The 17,871-nt window shown below is 57.6% G+C and carries 17 protein-coding genes and 1 pseudogene; 10 read left to right on the forward strand and 8 right to left on the reverse strand.

The window, feature by feature from the left end:
- Positions 1-340: pseudogene (locus ACFR9S_RS14475) on the reverse strand (hypothetical protein); the annotation flags it as partial.
- A 382-nt stretch (positions 341-722) separates the two neighbouring features.
- Between ACFR9S_RS14475 and ACFR9S_RS14480 the strand changes: the two are divergent.
- Positions 723-1,556 (forward strand): hypothetical protein, encoded by an 834-nt coding sequence (locus tag ACFR9S_RS14480; RefSeq protein ID WP_049991489.1) that lies wholly within the window; start codon positions 723-725, stop codon positions 1,554-1,556.
- Between the two features lie 56 nt (positions 1,557-1,612).
- A complete protein-coding gene (locus tag ACFR9S_RS14485; RefSeq protein ID WP_049991488.1) occupies positions 1,613-2,080 on the forward strand; it encodes a hypothetical protein in 468 nt (155 codons plus the stop codon).
- Between the two features lie 410 nt (positions 2,081-2,490).
- On the opposite strand, the gene ACFR9S_RS14490 is transcribed toward ACFR9S_RS14485, so the two are convergent.
- Both ACFR9S_RS14490 and ACFR9S_RS14495 read right to left on the reverse strand, forming a co-directional pair.
- The gene (locus ACFR9S_RS14490) at positions 2,491-3,375 is read right to left on the reverse strand and encodes a hypothetical protein (RefSeq protein WP_049991487.1); all 885 of its coding nucleotides are present in this window, start codon (positions 3,373-3,375) and stop codon (positions 2,491-2,493) included.
- Between the two features lie 399 nt (positions 3,376-3,774).
- Positions 3,775-4,299: a hypothetical protein gene (locus ACFR9S_RS14495; RefSeq protein WP_379818944.1), complete on the reverse strand. Its 525-nt coding sequence runs from the start codon at positions 4,297-4,299 to the stop codon at positions 3,775-3,777.
- Between the two features lie 286 nt (positions 4,300-4,585).
- On the opposite strand from ACFR9S_RS14495, the gene ACFR9S_RS14500 reads away from it, so the two are divergent.
- Positions 4,586-4,879 carry a helix-turn-helix domain-containing protein gene (locus tag ACFR9S_RS14500; RefSeq protein WP_081985501.1) on the forward strand — a complete coding sequence of 98 codons (294 nt, stop codon included), beginning with the start codon at positions 4,586-4,588 and terminating at the stop codon, positions 4,877-4,879.
- Positions 4,880-4,886: 7 nt separating this feature from the next.
- Here the strand turns inward: ACFR9S_RS14500 and ACFR9S_RS14505 are convergent, their stop codons facing one another.
- The 5 genes from ACFR9S_RS14505 to ACFR9S_RS14525 all read right to left on the reverse strand — a co-directional run bounded on the left by ACFR9S_RS14505 (position 4,887) and on the right by ACFR9S_RS14525 (position 8,461).
- On the reverse strand, positions 4,887-5,972 hold the full coding sequence (locus tag ACFR9S_RS14505) for a Cdc6/Cdc18 family protein (protein ID WP_049991485.1): 1,086 nt from the start codon (positions 5,970-5,972) through the stop codon (positions 4,887-4,889).
- A gap of 120 nt (positions 5,973-6,092) precedes the next feature.
- On the reverse strand, positions 6,093-6,617 hold the full coding sequence (locus ACFR9S_RS14510; RefSeq protein WP_049991484.1) for a hypothetical protein: 525 nt from the start codon (positions 6,615-6,617) through the stop codon (positions 6,093-6,095).
- Positions 6,618-6,674: 57 nt separating this feature from the next.
- Positions 6,675-7,400 (reverse strand): hypothetical protein, encoded by a 726-nt coding sequence (locus ACFR9S_RS14515; protein WP_049991483.1) that lies wholly within the window; start codon positions 7,398-7,400, stop codon positions 6,675-6,677.
- Between the two features lie 514 nt (positions 7,401-7,914).
- On the reverse strand, positions 7,915-8,085 hold the full coding sequence (locus ACFR9S_RS14520) for a hypothetical protein (protein ID WP_160290119.1): 171 nt from the start codon (positions 8,083-8,085) through the stop codon (positions 7,915-7,917).
- Between the two features lie 175 nt (positions 8,086-8,260).
- Positions 8,261-8,461: a hypothetical protein gene (locus ACFR9S_RS14525; RefSeq protein ID WP_049991482.1), complete on the reverse strand. Its 201-nt coding sequence runs from the start codon at positions 8,459-8,461 to the stop codon at positions 8,261-8,263.
- A gap of 272 nt (positions 8,462-8,733) precedes the next feature.
- Between ACFR9S_RS14525 and ACFR9S_RS14530 the strand changes: the two genes are divergently transcribed.
- From ACFR9S_RS14530 to ACFR9S_RS14560, 7 genes are all read left to right on the forward strand, one after another.
- Positions 8,734-9,330 carry a hypothetical protein gene (locus ACFR9S_RS14530; RefSeq protein WP_049991481.1) on the forward strand — a complete coding sequence of 199 codons (597 nt, stop codon included), beginning with the start codon at positions 8,734-8,736 and terminating at the stop codon, positions 9,328-9,330.
- A 9-nt stretch (positions 9,331-9,339) separates the two neighbouring features.
- Positions 9,340-12,576, forward strand: a complete 3,237-nt coding sequence (locus tag ACFR9S_RS14535) for a hypothetical protein (RefSeq protein WP_143067755.1) — start codon at positions 9,340-9,342, stop codon at positions 12,574-12,576.
- Positions 12,573-14,150, forward strand: a complete 1,578-nt coding sequence (locus ACFR9S_RS14540; RefSeq protein ID WP_049991477.1) for a S8 family peptidase — start codon at positions 12,573-12,575, stop codon at positions 14,148-14,150. Before ACFR9S_RS14535 ends, ACFR9S_RS14540 begins: the two co-directional genes overlap by 4 nt.
- 2 nt (positions 14,151-14,152) lie before the next feature.
- A complete protein-coding gene (locus ACFR9S_RS14545) occupies positions 14,153-14,857 on the forward strand; it encodes a hypothetical protein (protein WP_379818945.1) in 705 nt (234 codons plus the stop codon).
- A 143-nt stretch (positions 14,858-15,000) separates the two neighbouring features.
- A complete protein-coding gene (locus tag ACFR9S_RS14550) occupies positions 15,001-15,276 on the forward strand; it encodes a hypothetical protein (RefSeq protein WP_143067756.1) in 276 nt (91 codons plus the stop codon).
- Positions 15,277-15,331: 55 nt separating this feature from the next.
- Entirely contained in the window at positions 15,332-17,356 is a 2,025-nt protein-coding gene (locus ACFR9S_RS14555) for a hypothetical protein (RefSeq protein WP_143067757.1), read from the forward strand.
- 57 nt (positions 17,357-17,413) lie between these two features.
- Positions 17,414-17,791 carry a hypothetical protein gene (locus ACFR9S_RS14560; RefSeq protein ID WP_143067758.1) on the forward strand — a complete coding sequence of 126 codons (378 nt, stop codon included), beginning with the start codon at positions 17,414-17,416 and terminating at the stop codon, positions 17,789-17,791.
- Positions 17,792-17,871: the final 80 nt, after the last annotated feature.

Genomic DNA, 17,871 nt, shown 5'->3' on the forward strand with positions numbered 1-17,871 from the left:
CGTCAGGGTTGTTGACGGGTGCGTCCTCGTCGTACTCGAGTTCGGTGCCACCGTCCGTCGCCGGGACCGGCGTCGGGTCGGGCTCGGGCGTGACGGACTCGCCAGTCAGTTCGCGTTCGCGAGCGTTGAGCCATTTCATGACGTTCGAGCGGCCCCACTCTTCGGCCTCGATCCGCTGCCACTCGCGGAGGTACTCGAGATCGTCGATGCACTTGATGCGTGCCTCGGCGAGGTACAGTTCGTCGAGCGAGAGGAACCGGGCTGGGTCTTCGCCGAATCGGTCTTCGACCGCGGGATAGGTCGGGCGGTCGGAGGTGCTCGCCTGGTAGGGCGTACTCATTGGTCGACCGCCTCCGCGAGCGTGAGGAACGAATCGTAATCGCGATCGTAGGACGGGGTCGCCGGGAGCGAGACGTCGATCTCGCCGTCGGCCGTGCCGACGACGCACGGCTGGGGTTGGTGGTTGGTCGCAGTCTGCGCACCGGTGTCAGTCCCGCCATAGTTAAGGCGGGGCGAATCTAATGACCTCATTGCTATCTCAATCTCCAATCGGGATAGCACCTGACGCCGTGCCCATAACACGGCGTTTTCCGTGACTCAGATTCTCCAGAGCCACGTGTCTCGGTGCTACATAGTCAATAGAGTTGATACTACTTATAGATATTGGATTATTCCCTATTCAGGAATAGCCTTATAAGGAACAATTCCGTATTGGAGGATAGATGGACCGAGAACTGGTTGCCGTGACGTACAAACACGCGCCGTCCGAGCGAAAAACGATCTGGAAACAGCGAGCAATCGGAAACGTGCTCGAAGAGTGGGAAGACGAACGGCCCACAGACTTCGAGCGCGTGTTCTACACTCACGATACTGGGTGGCTGATCGATTTTCGCGTTCCGACAGACGGGCTTGGGCAATACGGATGGGACACTGGATTCGACCTATCCGTCGAGGTCGACCACGATCTCGTAGACCAGGCCGATATCACCGACCCGGAGTACATCGAAGCACTCGAGCGACTCGCGTTGGCCCTCGAAGACGAGCTGCTGGCCGTCATTGAAGCCGAGCAAGAACAGTCACAGTTCTCCGCAAAGGAGTTCGCCGCGTTGATGCTCTATAAAAAGGAGATGGTCAACGAGGATCGGGCAGCGGATGCGCTCGGAGTCAAGATCGGGACCTATCGCGGGAAGCTCGGTCGGATTCGCGACAAGATCGACGCGGCGAAGCTCACCCTTGAGTTGACCGGCGAACTGGAAGACCATAACGAGCGCGTGCGTGAGTCCGAAGGCTACCACTCGTTCGGTGACTTCGTCGACATCTACGAGGGTGACGAGTACCCGGTTGGCTCGAAGTTACGAAACGATATCATTCAGCACATCCAGAATATCGTCGACCTCCTCGAGCACGAGGACGGGGCGGCTCATTACGACAGTGTTATCGAGCGGACCCAAGAGCGACTGGAGGTCTCCTATCACCGCGCTCGTTACGAGCTGGAGCGCGCGATCGGCAAGGACTTGGTCGAACGCGATGGGAACGTCGTAACGCGTCCCGAGTAGTATCGGCAGGGTTGTCGGGAATACGCTCTTGTACTCGGAAATTCTGTCTCTATTTAATGTCGATCCTGCGTGAGGAACTCGAAGAAGCCGACGCGTTGATCGAAGAGGCCGAAGGAAAGCTGGCTGCGGCAGCTCGAGAGATAGAACTAGTAGCCGAAGAACATTCGACGATGAACGCCCACCACGATATCGAGGACGGGACGATCACCGTCACGGTAGACCACCAGGCAACGGTGAAGAAGCTGAACGAACAACTCCCGTATCCACTCCGTGCGAAAGAGAAACGTGGTGATATCGAGATTGTGGACGTCAAGGCTGAAATCGAGAGTGAGGAGTTGTACAACCTGAAGCAGTTAATAAGAGCGATCGAGGAACAATTCGAAAGTGGCGCACCTATCAAGGCTGTGTTGCAGTACGCACCTGAAGCCTCATACACGAAAGCAGAAGCCGAGCGTGAGATTGAGAAGTTGAAGCAGAAGGGCGAGGTCTACGAGCCGAGTCGAGACCGACTCCGGACGACCTGAGTACACATAACATCGCTGTTATCGAAGTGGGCGGCTCAGGACACTGTTTCTCGAGAGTTTGGCCGGAGTGATACCAGGACTGGTGGCGGATTACACCGCTGTAAGAGAGCGTAAGAACAGGACGGGAGTGCCAACAGACCGCGGTTTGTGGCGAGAGGGCGATCAACGAGGCAGAGAACGGCGATCCAGGGAGGAACGAGTCCGAGAGGTTAGTACCGAGACCCCATGAGTGATTACGGTGTCGTAAACAACCTCAGACGACCGGCGTAAACAGCAAGACCACTATCTTTCACGACTCCATATAGAGTAGTGAAAGAGTAGTGATTACACCCCACAGTAACGAACCGAAACAAACAACCGCAACCGCACTGAAATTAACCGCTCTTATCTTTATCTTGATATCTTAGGGGCTATCGCCCAGAGTCGCTGTTTACGGTCGTCCCTCCGTCGGTGCTTACGACACCGTAATCACTGGCAGATTCGAGTCGGTCGAACTCCTGAGCAACTTCATCCCCACCGTCCTCTGCCGCATTCTCCGCGTTCACGGCGTCATCGGCGGTGTTTACGGTGCTGTCGTCCGACTCAGACGCAACGTCCGCGATCTCTTTCGTGTATGCAACCCATGCGTTCCGGTCGATCACGATGCGGTTCGTCTTCTCGGAGTCGTCGAACTCCATCATGTCCTTCCCGAACTTCCCGACGAACTTCATCGCCCGCCGGATCGTGTTCGCGTTCGGATTCTCGACGTCCAGGCGCTGGGCCAGCTCGGGCGTCGCGATCTCCCGTTCGAGGATATCTTTGACCTTCGTCGACGGGAGCATCATCTTCCCCTCATTCGAGTAGGCGTACTGTCCGAGGTACGGGAACAGGCGAGCGGCGATCTCCTGGTTCTTGCTCAGGTCGTGCTCGTCCGGCTCGAGGTTCTGCGCGGACAGGTACATGTTGTGCAGGGGCAGCAGGTCAGACGGATCGACGCCTGCGTTGGAGTTGGCGACGACCTCTCCTGGGTCGACCTCTCCGCGTTCGATCTTCTCAACCCGCTCTTCTAACTCGAAAACGTCCTCCTTATTGTTGAACGTCCGCCGGTCGTACTTGTTTCGGATCTTCTGAGTCTCTGTCTCGAGTGAGACTTCCAACTCTGCCAACGCACGTGTCAGGTACTGGCGCGCCTGGCGTTCTTGCTGGAGTTCCTTCTCGAGCTCGCCGACACGAGCGGCGAGTTTCTGTTGCTGTTCGACTAACTCTGCGACCGAAACGTCGTCGTGGTCTAACTCTTGCTGGTTGTGCTGACTCATCGCTGTCTTCGTGCGGTCCGGCGACGCCCGAAGACGCCACTCCGAGAGACAAAGCCACGGCTCACGGCGGTAGCTTTAACCTCTCGGAGCGAAAAGGGACAGTTGTCCAGACCGGCCCTTTTCGCCGAGGTTGTTTTCTTCAGCGGTGCGTATGCGAGTTTCCTGTCCTGCGTACTGTCCCTTTGACAGTCGTGTGGCTTAAAACTAGTAGCCACGTCGGACACAGGTCTAGGACTAGACACGCCCGACGGCGTGCCCTCACCGCGTGTCGTACTGTTCTGAATCACGTGAATCTCCAATCGGGATCATGGCGGCTCCATGTGGGTTGCTGCGCTCGTCGCGGGTGGCCTGCCCATAACAGGCGTCGCGACGGGATTCGATACAACGACGGCTCATCGGCTACAGCGTCACCTCTTCGAGTCCAAGTTCCGAGCACGCGGCCGCGAGCCAATCAGGCACGGTCGATGGCTTCGGCACCGGCCCGGCTTCGTCGTAGACGCTTTCGAGATCGCCGGTCGCGAGCACGACGTCGACGACCCAGGTCGTCTCGACGAGCGTCAGCCGGATCGTCGCGGTCGACTCGACGTCGCCGACGATCGTGGCCTCGACGGTCGCGGCCGCCTCGGGAAGCTGGGCAGCGCCGAGCGCCCGCAGGTCGATCCGTTCGGATCGTTCGGGGGGTTGCTCGGACTGAGTCGCTTCGGCGTTCGTGATTGCCATGTCAGAGAATACGTTCGAAGCCGCCTTGAGGCTAAGGGGGTCGTTTCCGACGCTTCCGGCCCCGCCGTCCGGCGATTTTCGTTTCCGGCCCCTGTGTCGATGGTCGGGCGACCGTGCCGCCAAACAGGTCGCGAAACCAGACGTTGCGCGCAGCGCAACAGTCGTAATGGCGGTATAGTTTAGGGGGCGCGTGTTCTCTGTCATGGTAGGGCGTCAGCCTTTGGCCCACTGGACGGCGTGGTGGAGTCACGCCCGTCCACTTCGTTTTCGCAGACAGGTTTCCCGTCCAGAGGCTCGTATTTGCTGACACTCTATCCGTAACACTGAATCCTCTTATACTTTTGGAGCATCTAATCCACAGCATAGACACCTACATTCCATATCGGCCACTTCTTCTACCCAAAAGATAAATACTCACTGCCCTCGAAATATCGAGGCAATTAATGAATGTGCTTTTGAAAGTGGGGGCATGCGCCGCCGGATACCAGGTATGGATCAATTAGACGAGCTAATCCTCGAGTTTCTCGAGGCGATGGGCTCACCCGGCGGTGAGGCTGTTGCTTTGCCACCGACTTCGGTATGGCTTAATCTCGCGAAAGTACGCGAGTCGACTGATAAGCGACAAAATACAGTCTCTCGCCACATGTCTGCGCTTGCTGATGCGGGTCTACTTGAGAAAGTGGATAAAGATCGTGGATACTACACCATCACGGACCTTGGTCGCCGGTACGTGAACAACGAATTATCTAATGAGGAAATCGAAGAGATAAAATCGAAATTATAGACGCCTGTTACGCCGTTTCGCGTTTGACATCCAATTCCTCGCGGACGTGCTCGCGCACTTCGTATTTCGGCCCATTGCACGTCTCGAACGGTCGCACGAGCTTCCGATCCTCGAACTCTGAGAGCCAATCGCGAACCATCCGTTGACTCCGCGCTTCGTCAACACGCTCGTCACTACTGTAGGCTTGCTGAATCGCCCCGCTTTTCGCCGGCCCGATCTCGGCAATCGTTTCGAGACAGATGCGCTGCGTGCGCGACAGCGCCGAGAGGTGCGACCGGATCACGTCGGGTTCGGACATTGGCGTCGCCTGGTCGATAATCTCCATTGTGAGTTCGCTGGCGTTTTGCCCTCGCGCCGTCTCGACGGCGTTGTTCAGGATTGCGATCGCCCGCCGCGCGTCATTTTTCGACCGGCTGGCAATCGTCTCGAGGTGTGTCTGGTCGACGACGCCAGGCTCTAACCCTGCATCGACTCGCGCCTGTAAAATTTCGACGAGCGTCGACTCGTCGTAGCATTTGAACGGCACCGGCGTCAGCGACGTCAGCCGCGAATCCAGGCGATCTTCGGCGTCGGCAAACAGGTGGTGCGTTTCGTTGACGACCGGGAGCAACACAACGCCGGTCATTTCGTAGAGTTCTTTGAGGACTGCCTTCTCACCGATCTGGTCGGCTTCGTCCAATAGCACGACGATGTATCCGTCGATCAAGGTGCGGGTACGCCGCTGGAGTTCGTCGGTCGCAATCGAGCGCCGTGTTTCTGCCGGCCCGTCGCCCAGCTCCTCGAGTAGTTCCTGGTAGACCTGGCGTCGTGACTTTCCGTTGTAGCAGTCGATGTAGGCCGTCTCGATCGGCGGACACTTGCCACCGTCGACGTACTCGGGGTCGACTTCGGCGGGGAGATTCTTGAGCAGCACCCGTGCGGCACACGTCTTCCCCGAGCCTGGCGGCCCGTGGATGAACGCCCCACTGGTGGTGAGTCCCTGTGTAACCGGCTCAAAGATGCTCGTCAGATGGTTGATCTCGCTGTTGCGGTGGACGATCAACTCCCGTGGCGGTTGGACGTCGGGTGTGAGAACGTCCGGGTTCGTAATCATACGTGTCCAGACGAACGACAGTCATATAATCGAAGGGGTGTGGCTGCCGACACTTCCGCCCGTCCAAAGGTCACTCCGCGGGCTGCCAGTCGACTATGAACTTCACCGATCGACTTAATCCTACACGCCAAACACAGCCGAGACGAATTTCTTAACCGCCCGTCGGCGAGCGATCTTCCGACGACCAGGCAACGGATAGGTTAACTCGACTTCACTGCCGCCCATTAATCCACTACCGTCACTCACTTCGACGAGAACAGGGACTCGAATATTTGCTTCTTTCACACTCTCCATGCCTTCGATGGTTGATTTCACGTCGTCGTTGATTGTACCGTCTGTGACGAATGCCGGGAACAATGGCATTGACGCAAGTCCACCCTTCCCGACCGTGATGTTATCGACACGGACGTTTTCTTCGCCAATCGATCGCAACTCGTCGATCCCTTCGCGGACGGTTGTGACAGTAAGGTCGTCGTTGACGATTGTGGGTGCAATGAACCGCCGCTCACGGCCTGCATCGAGCCAACTGGCTGTTTTCGTCTTCGTGTAAACATCCTCGAAAATCTCACTGCCGGAGTCGACAAACTCATAGTCGTTATCTTGCAGATTGAATAGCACCTTTTCAGAGTATTCCTCGGGCTCCATGATCCTAGCAGGAAATTAGTTGGTCTTAAAACTAGTTGGAATGAGAATGCGTTTCGGTTAGTTCTCGTCACCCGACGATTCACGCAGACTGCCTACAGCGCTTGCTGTTTTCGACCCGACCGACTTTCCAGCGCTCGCACTAGCTTTTGCTGTCGCTTTCGTTGCGTGCCAGGTCGTGTGGATCGATTCGAGGGTATGGAATCCGATCAATACCCCACCGATGAACAGAACCAGTGATGCGTCGACACCACTCTGGATAATCCATGGAATCGGGAGCTCGATACCGAGAAAGTTCAACACAAGTCCGGTAGTCCCACCGATCGAGATCCCACCGTACCGCATGGCCTTTTCTTGGGCGGTGAGTACTGTCCATACCATTCCAACAAGCCCAACGATCGCCGCGAACGCGTCATAGATTTTCGTCGCCGCCCCCTCACCACTGCCGTTACCGAATGTACGTTTGACTATCTGTCGGCCAGCATTTTGCGCGAAGACGAGCACTCCACTTACGAACCCGAGACTCAACAACACTGCATAGGGAGACTCGGAGTAGGCTGCTGGTAGAAGCGATGTTGTGTAGATCACACCCGCGAGCCCGAGACAGTACGCGGTTCCCGCTGCGGCGTAGTACTTGCGCCCGCCGCGCCGGACCAGGAGCACGAGCGCGGTAACGACCGTTCCTACCCCGATCGCAAACGCAGGCCATACGAACTGTTGGCCAGCAATGGCAATTGTGACAGCGATACCAACAATGGCTGTTACCACCCAATTTAAGATTTTCACACAGTCACGTTAAGAGATATATACTATAAAACTAGTCCGGGAAATTGAGATATCGGGCGACTGTCCGATGGGTTTGATATCAGCGTGTACGTTTCCTGTAGCTGACTGCCGGGCGATTGTTTTCTGAGTGCTCTCGACAGATTGTAGTAGTCGTAACGCAGTCATTTGGTCGTGGCAATCGGCCACCCACGCATGCTGCGCTCGCGTGGCTAAACAACAACAGCAGTGGAGGTGAGAATCCATACCTCCAGAAGTTCGAGCGGCACTCGCGACGGGTGGCGTGACCCTGCTGGCACAGGGAAACGCGCTCGGATGGGCGCTGGTCGCCGTCGCGGTCGCCGCAACGTCAGGCGAATCGGCCGACGAATAATCTGACCGCCTCACCGGTCAGATCCCTTTTCTCGTACGAGTGTAGGCGCGGTTCATCGGGGTGCCTACAGGATGTAGTATACCATGCCACCTGAAAAGGATTTCTCCCGATCGGCATACTTCGGACCCGCCTGGCGACTCGCTTTTAGTACACGACCGAAACGTTCCACGCGACGAGCCCGCTGCCGACCAGTACCAGGCCGATCGGCACACCGATCCGCCAGGCGCGCGGGCTCGCACGATACAGTCCGTACAGCAGTCCGATCGCGACGGCCTTCAAGGGAAGGAGCACCCACAGTCCGACGGCGCTGGTCACTCGCGGGTGATCCTCTCCGGCGCGTCGGTAATCGACCGGACTGAGTGATTGACTCGGAGGACTGACTCTTACGTGCGTGGAACTCGATAAGGAGATCAACCGAACGCTTTTCGCGTCAGATAGTGTAGCCACTCCCTGTACCCCGAACCCGGCCAAGGTCCTCGGGGGCTCCCGCTTACTCCGTTTCGTCGGCGTCCGACGAGTCGCGACTGTTCTCGAGCGCGTCGTGGATTGCGGCCCGAATCCGCTCGGGGTCGTCCAGGGCGTGTGGGTACTGTGCTTCGAGTGCCTGGAACGTCCGCCGTTTCAGCGTCACGTTCTTCGACTCGGTCTCGTCAAGCGACTCGTCGTCAGCGCCAACGGGCTCGTCGCCCATGCCCGAACACTCACGCGGACCGACTGTTAATCTACGCCTTCACGATGACTACACTGAATGTCGATCAAGATGGTTTGAACTAGCTGAAACGGTTGTTAGCGGTAGATTAATGTGTCTAGGAATGTTTGAATATGATAACCACGCTTGCCCGGCGTAGTCCCCTTCTGGGGACGCTCGACACAACCCCCGCGGTCTGCGCGGTAGGGCTCTGGGGTCGAGAGCCGATCGACGGCCGATCGCGGCAAGCGACATAGAGGCTAGTTTATCCATCCATGAGTGTCCAAGAGAACATTGAGCAACAGCGAGCGGCAGCACTGGAGGACTCTCCGTACCGACGTGATAGTTGGGTCGGCGAGGACGAGACTGACCGGCCCCGTGGCCACGATCCAGCGGAGTTCGACTACCACGCTGAACGCGCGGCCCACGTCGCCCACCAATATCTCAAAGAGACGTCTCAGCGGCTGCTGTGCCCGATCACGCTGAACGCCGACCCCGGCGCTGACGAATCGATCCACGATGCCAATCACGCCGTTGAACTCTCCGAACCCGAGGTCCACCTCCCGTTACAGACCAGCGAGGAGTACGGCGGCAAGCCACTCGAGTACGGCCAAAACCCGAATCGAGTGCGCTACAATCCCGAATACGGCTATATCGTCGGGCCACAGATCCCCGACCGCCCGACGCCACAGTTCATGTCGGTACTCGACGACTTGCTCGAGCACTGGCGCGACGAGCTGGACTTGCGTGACGGCGAAGTGGACAAACTGCGACGCGACGGCCACCGACTGAAACAGACTGGCGAGCGCGATGTGACGATCGTCGCGACGCTCGTCGAGGACGTGACGAGCGACGAACCACTGATTGAGTAACTGATCCTCATGACACGCAAAAACTCCTCTTCGAGCGACGCGACTAGCCGCTGGTTCAAACTCCGCGCTGCCCTATTTGCGGCGATCCTCGTTGCGTCGCTCGTCGGCGCACCGTTGGTCGCTGGAGCCGGGGCCGCCGCGGCGACGTCGACGACCACACAGCCGACGGATATCCAGCCGTCGTTGACAACTTCGACTGTTACAACTGCATCGTTCTCGGACGGTTTCGAAAACCAGCCTGCTGATGATGGCGCTCCTGATGGCTGGACGTCTAATAACGTTTCAGGTAACATTAGTGTATCGACCCAGAAAGTAGTTGAAGGCAATCAAAGCGTTGCACTGTCAGATAACACCGACGGCGCTGATATTGGCATAATCCCTGAATATCAGCCCTATGACAGCAGTAAAGAAGGGAACGTTTCGGTATCGATCAATGCGAATGGCAATGATGGCCCGACAGTAGTACAAATCCTCAATTCATCGGGGGACTATTGGCGTGTGGGTGTCCGTCAAGACGATATCCAAATACAAACGCCGAGTGGCTGGCAGCCGATCGCCAGTGGTGGGTTTAATTCCGGATGGGTGAACATGACCGTCTCTGGATTTGGCGACGGCGATGATGAAGTTATGGTTGAGTGGTCAAACGAGACTGACTCTGGCCAAGGGACCTATTCAGTCAGCCACGAAGTCTATACGGAAACACGACTCCTCACAAACTCACCGTCATCTGTCTACTTTGACGATTTTAGTATCGATGCCAGAGAGGTCACTGGCCGGGTAACAACCCAAGATGGAACTGCTGTCGCCAACGCTACGGTCCATGTCACAGGCGTCAACTACGATTCGATTACACCAGGACCAACACAGTCACTCGAGGACCGGGCCAACGAACTGTTCGACAAGGCTGAAAACCCACTGCCGCCGACCTTTGACCGCTCGCTCAACGTAAAGGGCAGATACATCTCGGACAAGAGTGAGGAGGTTCCACTTGCGTACACGCGCGAAGATATCGCCGTAACGCCATGGCAGGACAACGCCGACCTGCAACCGCCAAAGGTCGTGTTGCCAGCGGACGAACCGGTTGTCTTCGTGCCGTGGAATCCCGACGGCGACGCTGGATTTCTCGGCGACGAATACGCGAATCAACTGCCGGGCAAACAAATCAACAAAGGGCCAGTGATCGCAGAGCAACTCGGTCCGGACGGTTCGGTCACGCAAACGAACGTGATTCCTGTGGCCGAATCGGCCGGCGGTGGACTTACCGACCCCTCGTCACTCCCCTATGCGGAAACCCGACTCTCACCGGGTATCTATCGCATTTACCTCCAAGGCGACGATGCAAAATATCTCATCTCCGTCGGCAACCCGGACCAAATCGCCGGGGCGCTTGAAGATGACTTGAAAGACAAGGCTGGTGATTACACCGATCGCGCCAAGGATATTCGCCAACGCTTTGAGAACAACAAATTCGAGAGAGAAACCGTCCAGACAAACAGCACTGGCTACTATTCTGTAGGTGTTGGGAAGGCGACAGCGACCGTCGCCGTCGAAGCGTACAAAGCGCCGGACGTGCCGGTCGATCCAGGCTCGGAGACACACCCACGAACACAGATCCGGGAGCACATCGACACCTATGGCACCAACTCGTCGATCTATCTCCCATCGAAGCCAACTCGCTACGATGCGCCGACTGACAGTGCTGATGTCGAGTTGCGCGAGGTCAGCTACACGCCATTCGGAAATAACAGCAAATTCGAAAACCGCCTCGCAAACCTCGAGAACCTACTGACAAACGAAACGCAGCGCCTCGAAAGTGCCTTGCAGCAACCCGACGCGAGCCGTGAAGAACTCGAGAACGTCTACTCAGAACTTGAAGATGTCTCGGACCAAAACGACGAACTCCGCCAGCGTGTCGAAGAACTCCTGAACCGCGACCGCGAGACACAGGTCGACGTCACGATCGATCCCGACAACGCGACCGATGCGGAGTTGCGCGAACGGATCGCCGCCCTCGAGCAAGCAGTCCAAGAGGGCCGTGACACGCTCCCGTCGGACGGCACTGAGACTACCGTCGGCGAGGACACGGTCTCGGCGGTTGCACGCTTCCCCGGCGAGCTGACGAAAGACAAAATCACCGTGCTCGCACACCACTCTAATGGCACGACTAAAACGGTCAGCGAGGACTACATCACGCTCGACACGAGCGCGGCAACGAACGTCCCTGGCAACCAGATCGGCACGACCGCGGTCCACGTCGATGACTTCCCGGCCGGCGACGCCGCAAACGTCCAGTTCGAGTGGATCACCGCGAGACCTGACGGCGTCGGGCGGGCAACCGCAACGGCGAATAATCCGTTGGTCAACGCCGACGCACCCAAAATCGATTCAGTGCGCGTCTCGTCGCTCGCACCTGGCCCCGACGACCGCGTCGGCGTCGAAATCAACCCTGGCGAGGACTCGTCGTTCCGGAAACTTACGTCGGCAACGGTCTACGGCCCCGACGGTGTCACGATCCCGACCGAAGCGATCGAGAACGGTCGCGAGACTGGGTTTGTGACGAACGGCCAGGGCACGCACACCCTCGAGTTGACCTACGAGGATACCGAGGCCAACGAGTTCACCAAGACGCTCCGACTCGGAGCAGACACGACTGACCGGCCGCGACCGGCGTCGGTGCGTGCCGAGTCCGGTCCGACCGGTGTCTATGCACTCGTCGGTGACGGGCTCGCAGACGGTGAGGTGTCGATTGCCGAGAACGGCGACATTTCGACCAGCGCGACCGTCGCCGATCCCGAGAACCCACCGAGCGAAATCCACGTTTACACAGGAACGCTCGACACCGACCCAACCGGCGATATTTCCGCACGGCTGGTCGGCGAGGATGGCGCGGCGCTCAACCAGCGCGCGTGGGTCTACATCCACGCCAAGGCGACCACAGACGGCGGCACCTACGTCTACAGGAACGGCAACCAGCCCGTGACGACCGGCGACGGCAACCAGTTCGGGACTGTCACACACCAAGCTGACCAGACGCTGATTAAGACCTACACGAACGCCAACGGCGAGGCACAGGTCACAATCACACAGCCACACGGCCCGATCGACTCGACGGTCGAAGCCGCTCGCTGGCAGCTCCGGAAGTACACGGCTGGGTTCTCCGGGTCTGATCTCATTCCGTTCGCAGGTGTGGTCGGACTCGGTCTGTATACTCGCCGCCGTCACCGTAATCGAGGTGCTACACAATGACCCGTAAAGTCACAACCGTAGCGCTCACGCTCGCTGTCCTGCTCGCCGGAATCACGGTGCCGGTCGCCGCGGCCGACAGTCCGGTGGCGTTTCAGGAGTACGATCGCGGCGGTGACTTACAGCCGAGTTTCATCGTCCACTACGAGGATGGCACACTCGACAGCCTCGAGACGTGGACCGAGGAAGATGCCCGCTACGATCTGATTGCGGTCAACAACGACTCGAGCGAGGCCGTCGTCACTGGTCCACAGTACCACGTCTCGACGCCGGGCTTGCTTGAGGCCCCACGGATCGCCGCACTCGGTGGCACGTCGCTTGCGGTGACGCCACTTGAGTCTCGCAGTTATATCGAAGATGTGTCGCCGAACTACCGCCACAGCTACGTGGAACCAATCACCTCGCTGGCGACCGCCGATGAGTACGACACTCCGGCGAGTAACTGGCGTGTGCGTGGCTCATGGGCGACTGACGGCATCGCGTTCACCGACGACGCCAACGAAAGCACGATCGGTGACGCCCGGCAGGTGATCGACGCCGACGCGGTCAGCGCCGACGGCAGCGGCGTCGACGTGGCCGTGCTCGATACGGGCTTGAACGTCAAAAACGCAAGCGCCGATCCGCTGTATGGCGACCGCATAGCTGGCGCGTACAATTTCGTCACGGACGAGTCGGGCACCGTGACGAACGGCTTCGAGAACATTTCGGATGGCAACGGTCACGGATCGTGGGTTGCATCGGCGATCGCCGCCAACGCGACGAACGACTCGTATGACGGCGTCGCGCCGGGTGCGACACTGCACGTCGGCAAGACGCTGGCCGACGACGGCAGTGGGTCGACCGCTGATATTGTCGACGGGATTCGATGGGCCGAAACGCAGGATACGGATATCTTGTCGATGAGTCTCGGCAGCCCGGTCTATGACGAGGAAATCGCCACCGCACTCGAGGACTATCTCGAGGGCAACGGCACGGTCGCCTACGTGGCGGTCGGCAACTCTCGGATGGTGCGGCCAGCCCAAATCGCAAGCCCGGCGGACGTTCCAGAAGACGGCATCATCTCGGTCGCAGCGACGACCGCTGAGGAACCCGCCAACGCCTCCGTCGCGTACTTCTCCCAGACCGGCAAGGACAACGGCGTGACCGACCTCTCGAGTGGCACGACCCGCGGTGCGTCACCGGATGTGGCTGCACCCGGAATGCAGGTCACGGTACCGACCTACAGCGAATCAGGCTACCGAACCAACAGCACACTCTCTGGGACGAGCATGGCGACGCCAATCGAAGCCGCTCGCGGTGCGGTTGGACTCTCCGCCAACCCGTCTCTCGAAAACCAGACCGAGACGTTCGCCGAGTGGGTCCGAAACACGACGAACCCGGTTCCGAACGCCGGCATCACGGAGGTCGGCAACGGCATGGGCTCGGTTGCGAGGCTCGCGAATCTGAACGCCAGCGAGGAAACGCAGAAAGAGGCCCGCACCGACGCAGCCACAGGCCGTGATGCTGCAAACGGCAACTTCGGGACTGGGTTCCAATTCCAGGCAATCCGGCAGGTCCAACAGGCAGTGGGGCTGTGACGATGCATCGACGCCGATTCTTACAGGCCACGGCCGCGACCGCAGCGACAGTCGCGACAGTTGGTCGTGTGAGTGGGGCGACCTATGATAGTCAACCCGAATACGTCGATCTCGTCTACGACGAAGTCGCACTCGAGCAATACCAACCGTATCTCGTCACGCGTCACCTCGATGTTAAACCGACCGTGGCGTATGCGTGGGTGGCCGACAGCACCGAACGCGAGACGCGGATGTACTGTTACTGGGTCTACTGGACGGTCCAACACGGCCTCTCGCCGTTCGACAGTCACCAACACGACCGCGAACCGATCCTCGTCGAAGTCGACCCGGAAACAGACGAAATCGAGGGCGTCGTCGTCGACGGTTATCATTACCTTGCCAAGCAGTATCCAACGGTGCCGACCGAAGACGGCACCCACCCGCTACTCAGACCAACCCATAAGTGGCACTTCTACACGACGACCACCGAGGTCGGCGAGTTCGTCCCACTCGAGAGCATGCACACGAAGTATACGGCGTGGATGGACAATGGGTGGCTGGCAGACCCGAAGACAGTGACGGTCCCGTGGCGAATCAAAGAGCGCCGACACTGGTGGGACGAAGGCCGTGACAGCGTCTCGATGAATCGGTTGTTCTATTCGTCGCTACTCAACGCCAGTCAGATCACTGGCCTGAATATCGGCGGCGCGCAGGCGACCGACTTCTAACCTTCCCGAACTGGTTGTTCACTCGCGGTTCAAATCCCGTCGTGTGGTGCTTCTCCGTTTTCGCACCCTATGCCACCACCCGGACAGTCCAACAACCGACACAATAACACCTATTGGAAATAACAACAGCACAAACCATGCCCATGGACAACGACTACGACGGCGGCCGACAGCTCGAGCCAGACGAACCGGCCACAACCAGACGCCAAGCAATGGCTGCCGGTATGGCACTGTCGATGCCGATGTTGTTCGATAGCTGGGGCGATGACGACGAACTCGGCGAACTCGGTTTTTTGATACCCACTATGTCGCCGACAGTGGCGAGAAACTCACGATCGACCCGGAGGTCCTTAATTTCGCGAAAAACATCAACGTCAAAGCTCGGCGACTCGCGTGACGAGCTGCGGTACGAGAACTGATCTGTCGCCGATAGTGATTTAACTAACCTTACGAGAAATCAACTAAGAGGTACCAATGAGTGAGAGGAACGCGAAATCAGACGGTGAGGAAGCCGAACTGACCCGACGAGACACCTTGGCGGCAGGCGCATCGATGCCGCTTGCTTTCTGGGACGATTGGTCGATCTTCGCCGACGAGGAGGAAACTGAGTACGATATCCTCCGCGTACTCAACGCCGAAAGTCCGGTCAGCGAGGGCATCACACAACTCGACTTTGGGAACAACCTCTCAGTCGAGCAGACCGCAGAAGACGGCGTTCGAATTGACGCCGCGGCCAGTGGCAGCGGTGCAACCAAACTCGACGATCTCGACAACGTCGACGTTACGGGCTGGCTTGAGGGTACGATCGCCGACCGTCCGGCGAGCGGAGATCTCCCGGCTGGGGTTCGATACGAGGCGACAGACCAAGATATCACGTACCGGAACACATCCTCAAACGGATGGGTCGCTACTGGAGGGACAGGGACGGAATCGAATCCAATCCCAGAACAGCACATTCAATCGGCAAATATAGGTGAAATGTCTGGAGTTTGTACATTTATATCTCCATCTGACTCAATGGCCGACGTGAACAACGCGGTCTCCTCACCCGGAGTTGTTGTCTTCGAAAACGGCAACCATACTCTCAATGACTGGGTAGATATCTCCTCGTCTAACGTTACCGTCATTATACAATCCGGTGCACATATAAAAATTAAAGATAGTACAACTCCAAGTACAATCTCTGATAACAACTCGAATACACACACGCCCGTCTTTTTCGCTAGCGGCGTTTCTGACATCACCATTGTCAACAGAGGAACCATAGATGGGAACAACGCGAATCACGAACGCGGCCAGCCGATCCACTGGAATTCGGTGAGTAACGGCCACATTCGGTCCGAGGGTGGGAATATGGTCGATCTCCATCAAGGCGTTTGGCTCGTTGATTGTGATGATTGTACGACTGACTATCTCTACTCTGACGATTATGGGACTGGCGGCGGTACCCATTTACTTGCATTTGAGGGGTGTACTGGTTGCGAGTTTAACAATACTATCGGACTGGGAGGAGACGAGGTTGTTGATTCACAGGGTATCAATGAAGGATGTGCTGTAAATGGCGCTCTCGGCATTAACCTAGCCTCTGGAATGGAAGTTGCTGACTTCGGTGGTGACAAAGACTGCGAATATAATAATATCCGAGGAGTTGGTGTAGATCAAATAGTCACTGTCAAAGGAAGTGCAGACAAATCTTTCACATCCAAGACCGCATTTTCCCCGCCTGAGAGAGTAACTATTGATGGAGTTTATGGAAGTTGCTCTGAGAATGCAATTGTGGGTGCCAATTCGAGCGCGCCCGTGCACGATCTAACAGTCACGAATATCAATGTCGAGTCAGCTGTTTCTAACGATGCTGCCGTTATTTTCCTTGCTCGCACCTCTAATGGGTGGGATGGACTTACAATAGAGGGCAAAGTCAAGGCTACTGGCACATCTTCGAGAGCGGTCTTTGTGAATGGGGATAATTCGAACAACTATCACTGTGATGGATTAACCGTTGACCTTGATGTTACCGCTAGCGACCATAGTGGATTCAAGGCAATAAACTTCTCAAATATTCATGGATCTATCCGCGCAGAAGATTGTGGTTTCGCCGGTACCGTTCTGCAAGTAAATGGGTCCACGAATGCCAGTAATGCGAATTTAGAAATTCTGTCGGAGAACAATAGCGATAATGGTGTCTATGTTCTTGGGGATCAGACAAATGGGGGGACCTATGTTGATGGCTTCTTCCACGGGACCGCTGTTGGGAATGGTGGGGTAGATGTGAAGTTTCGAATGGAAGTCGAAGATTGCCGTTGGGAAGGCCAGGCAAATACGCTAGACACCACCGGGGTCCGAACAGTAATCAATGGGCTGGGATACAACTCGGGTGATCCTACATCTACTGGTGACTGGTACCAGAACGGCGAAGAGGGAATCCAAGTACGGGACACGTCGAACAACAATACGTACCTCTACAATAACGGCACATGGAGTCAGATTGCGTCGGCGTAATAAGTCTGCCCTGAACGGCGACATTGTGGCCTATTTTTGAGGAATACCACCACAACAATGACAGTAGCAACACGACTCATCGAGTTGTACCGAACGGGCGGCCGCGACGAACTGGCCCGCGGTATCGGCGATTGGATCGCAGTCAACCCACCAGGCCACCTGGCAGCACAACTCACCCAAACTGCGACCCTGTCGGTCGACGGCGTCAGCGCCACGATCGCCGTCGACAGCAAAGAAGACTTGTACCGCGCTCGCGGCCACGGCGAGCGAGACGTCATGGCCGATCTACTCGCGGCGATCGAGGCCGACGATGTCCTGTGGGATATCGGGGCCAACGTCGGGACGTATGCCGTCCTCGCGGCACTGACTGGCGCGACCGTCTCGAGACGCTGGGCTTCGACGTCGACGCGCCGTCCGCCAACTCCTGAAAGCTGAACGTAACTAACACTTCGCCCGTTTTGGAGCACGACGGTTCGACTCCGTCGGCGGGCCTTCGCCGTCGGTAGACGTGGGTG

Source organism: Halolamina salina (genome assembly GCF_042678005.1).
GTDB lineage: Archaea > Halobacteriota > Halobacteria > Halobacteriales > Haloferacaceae > Halolamina > Halolamina salina.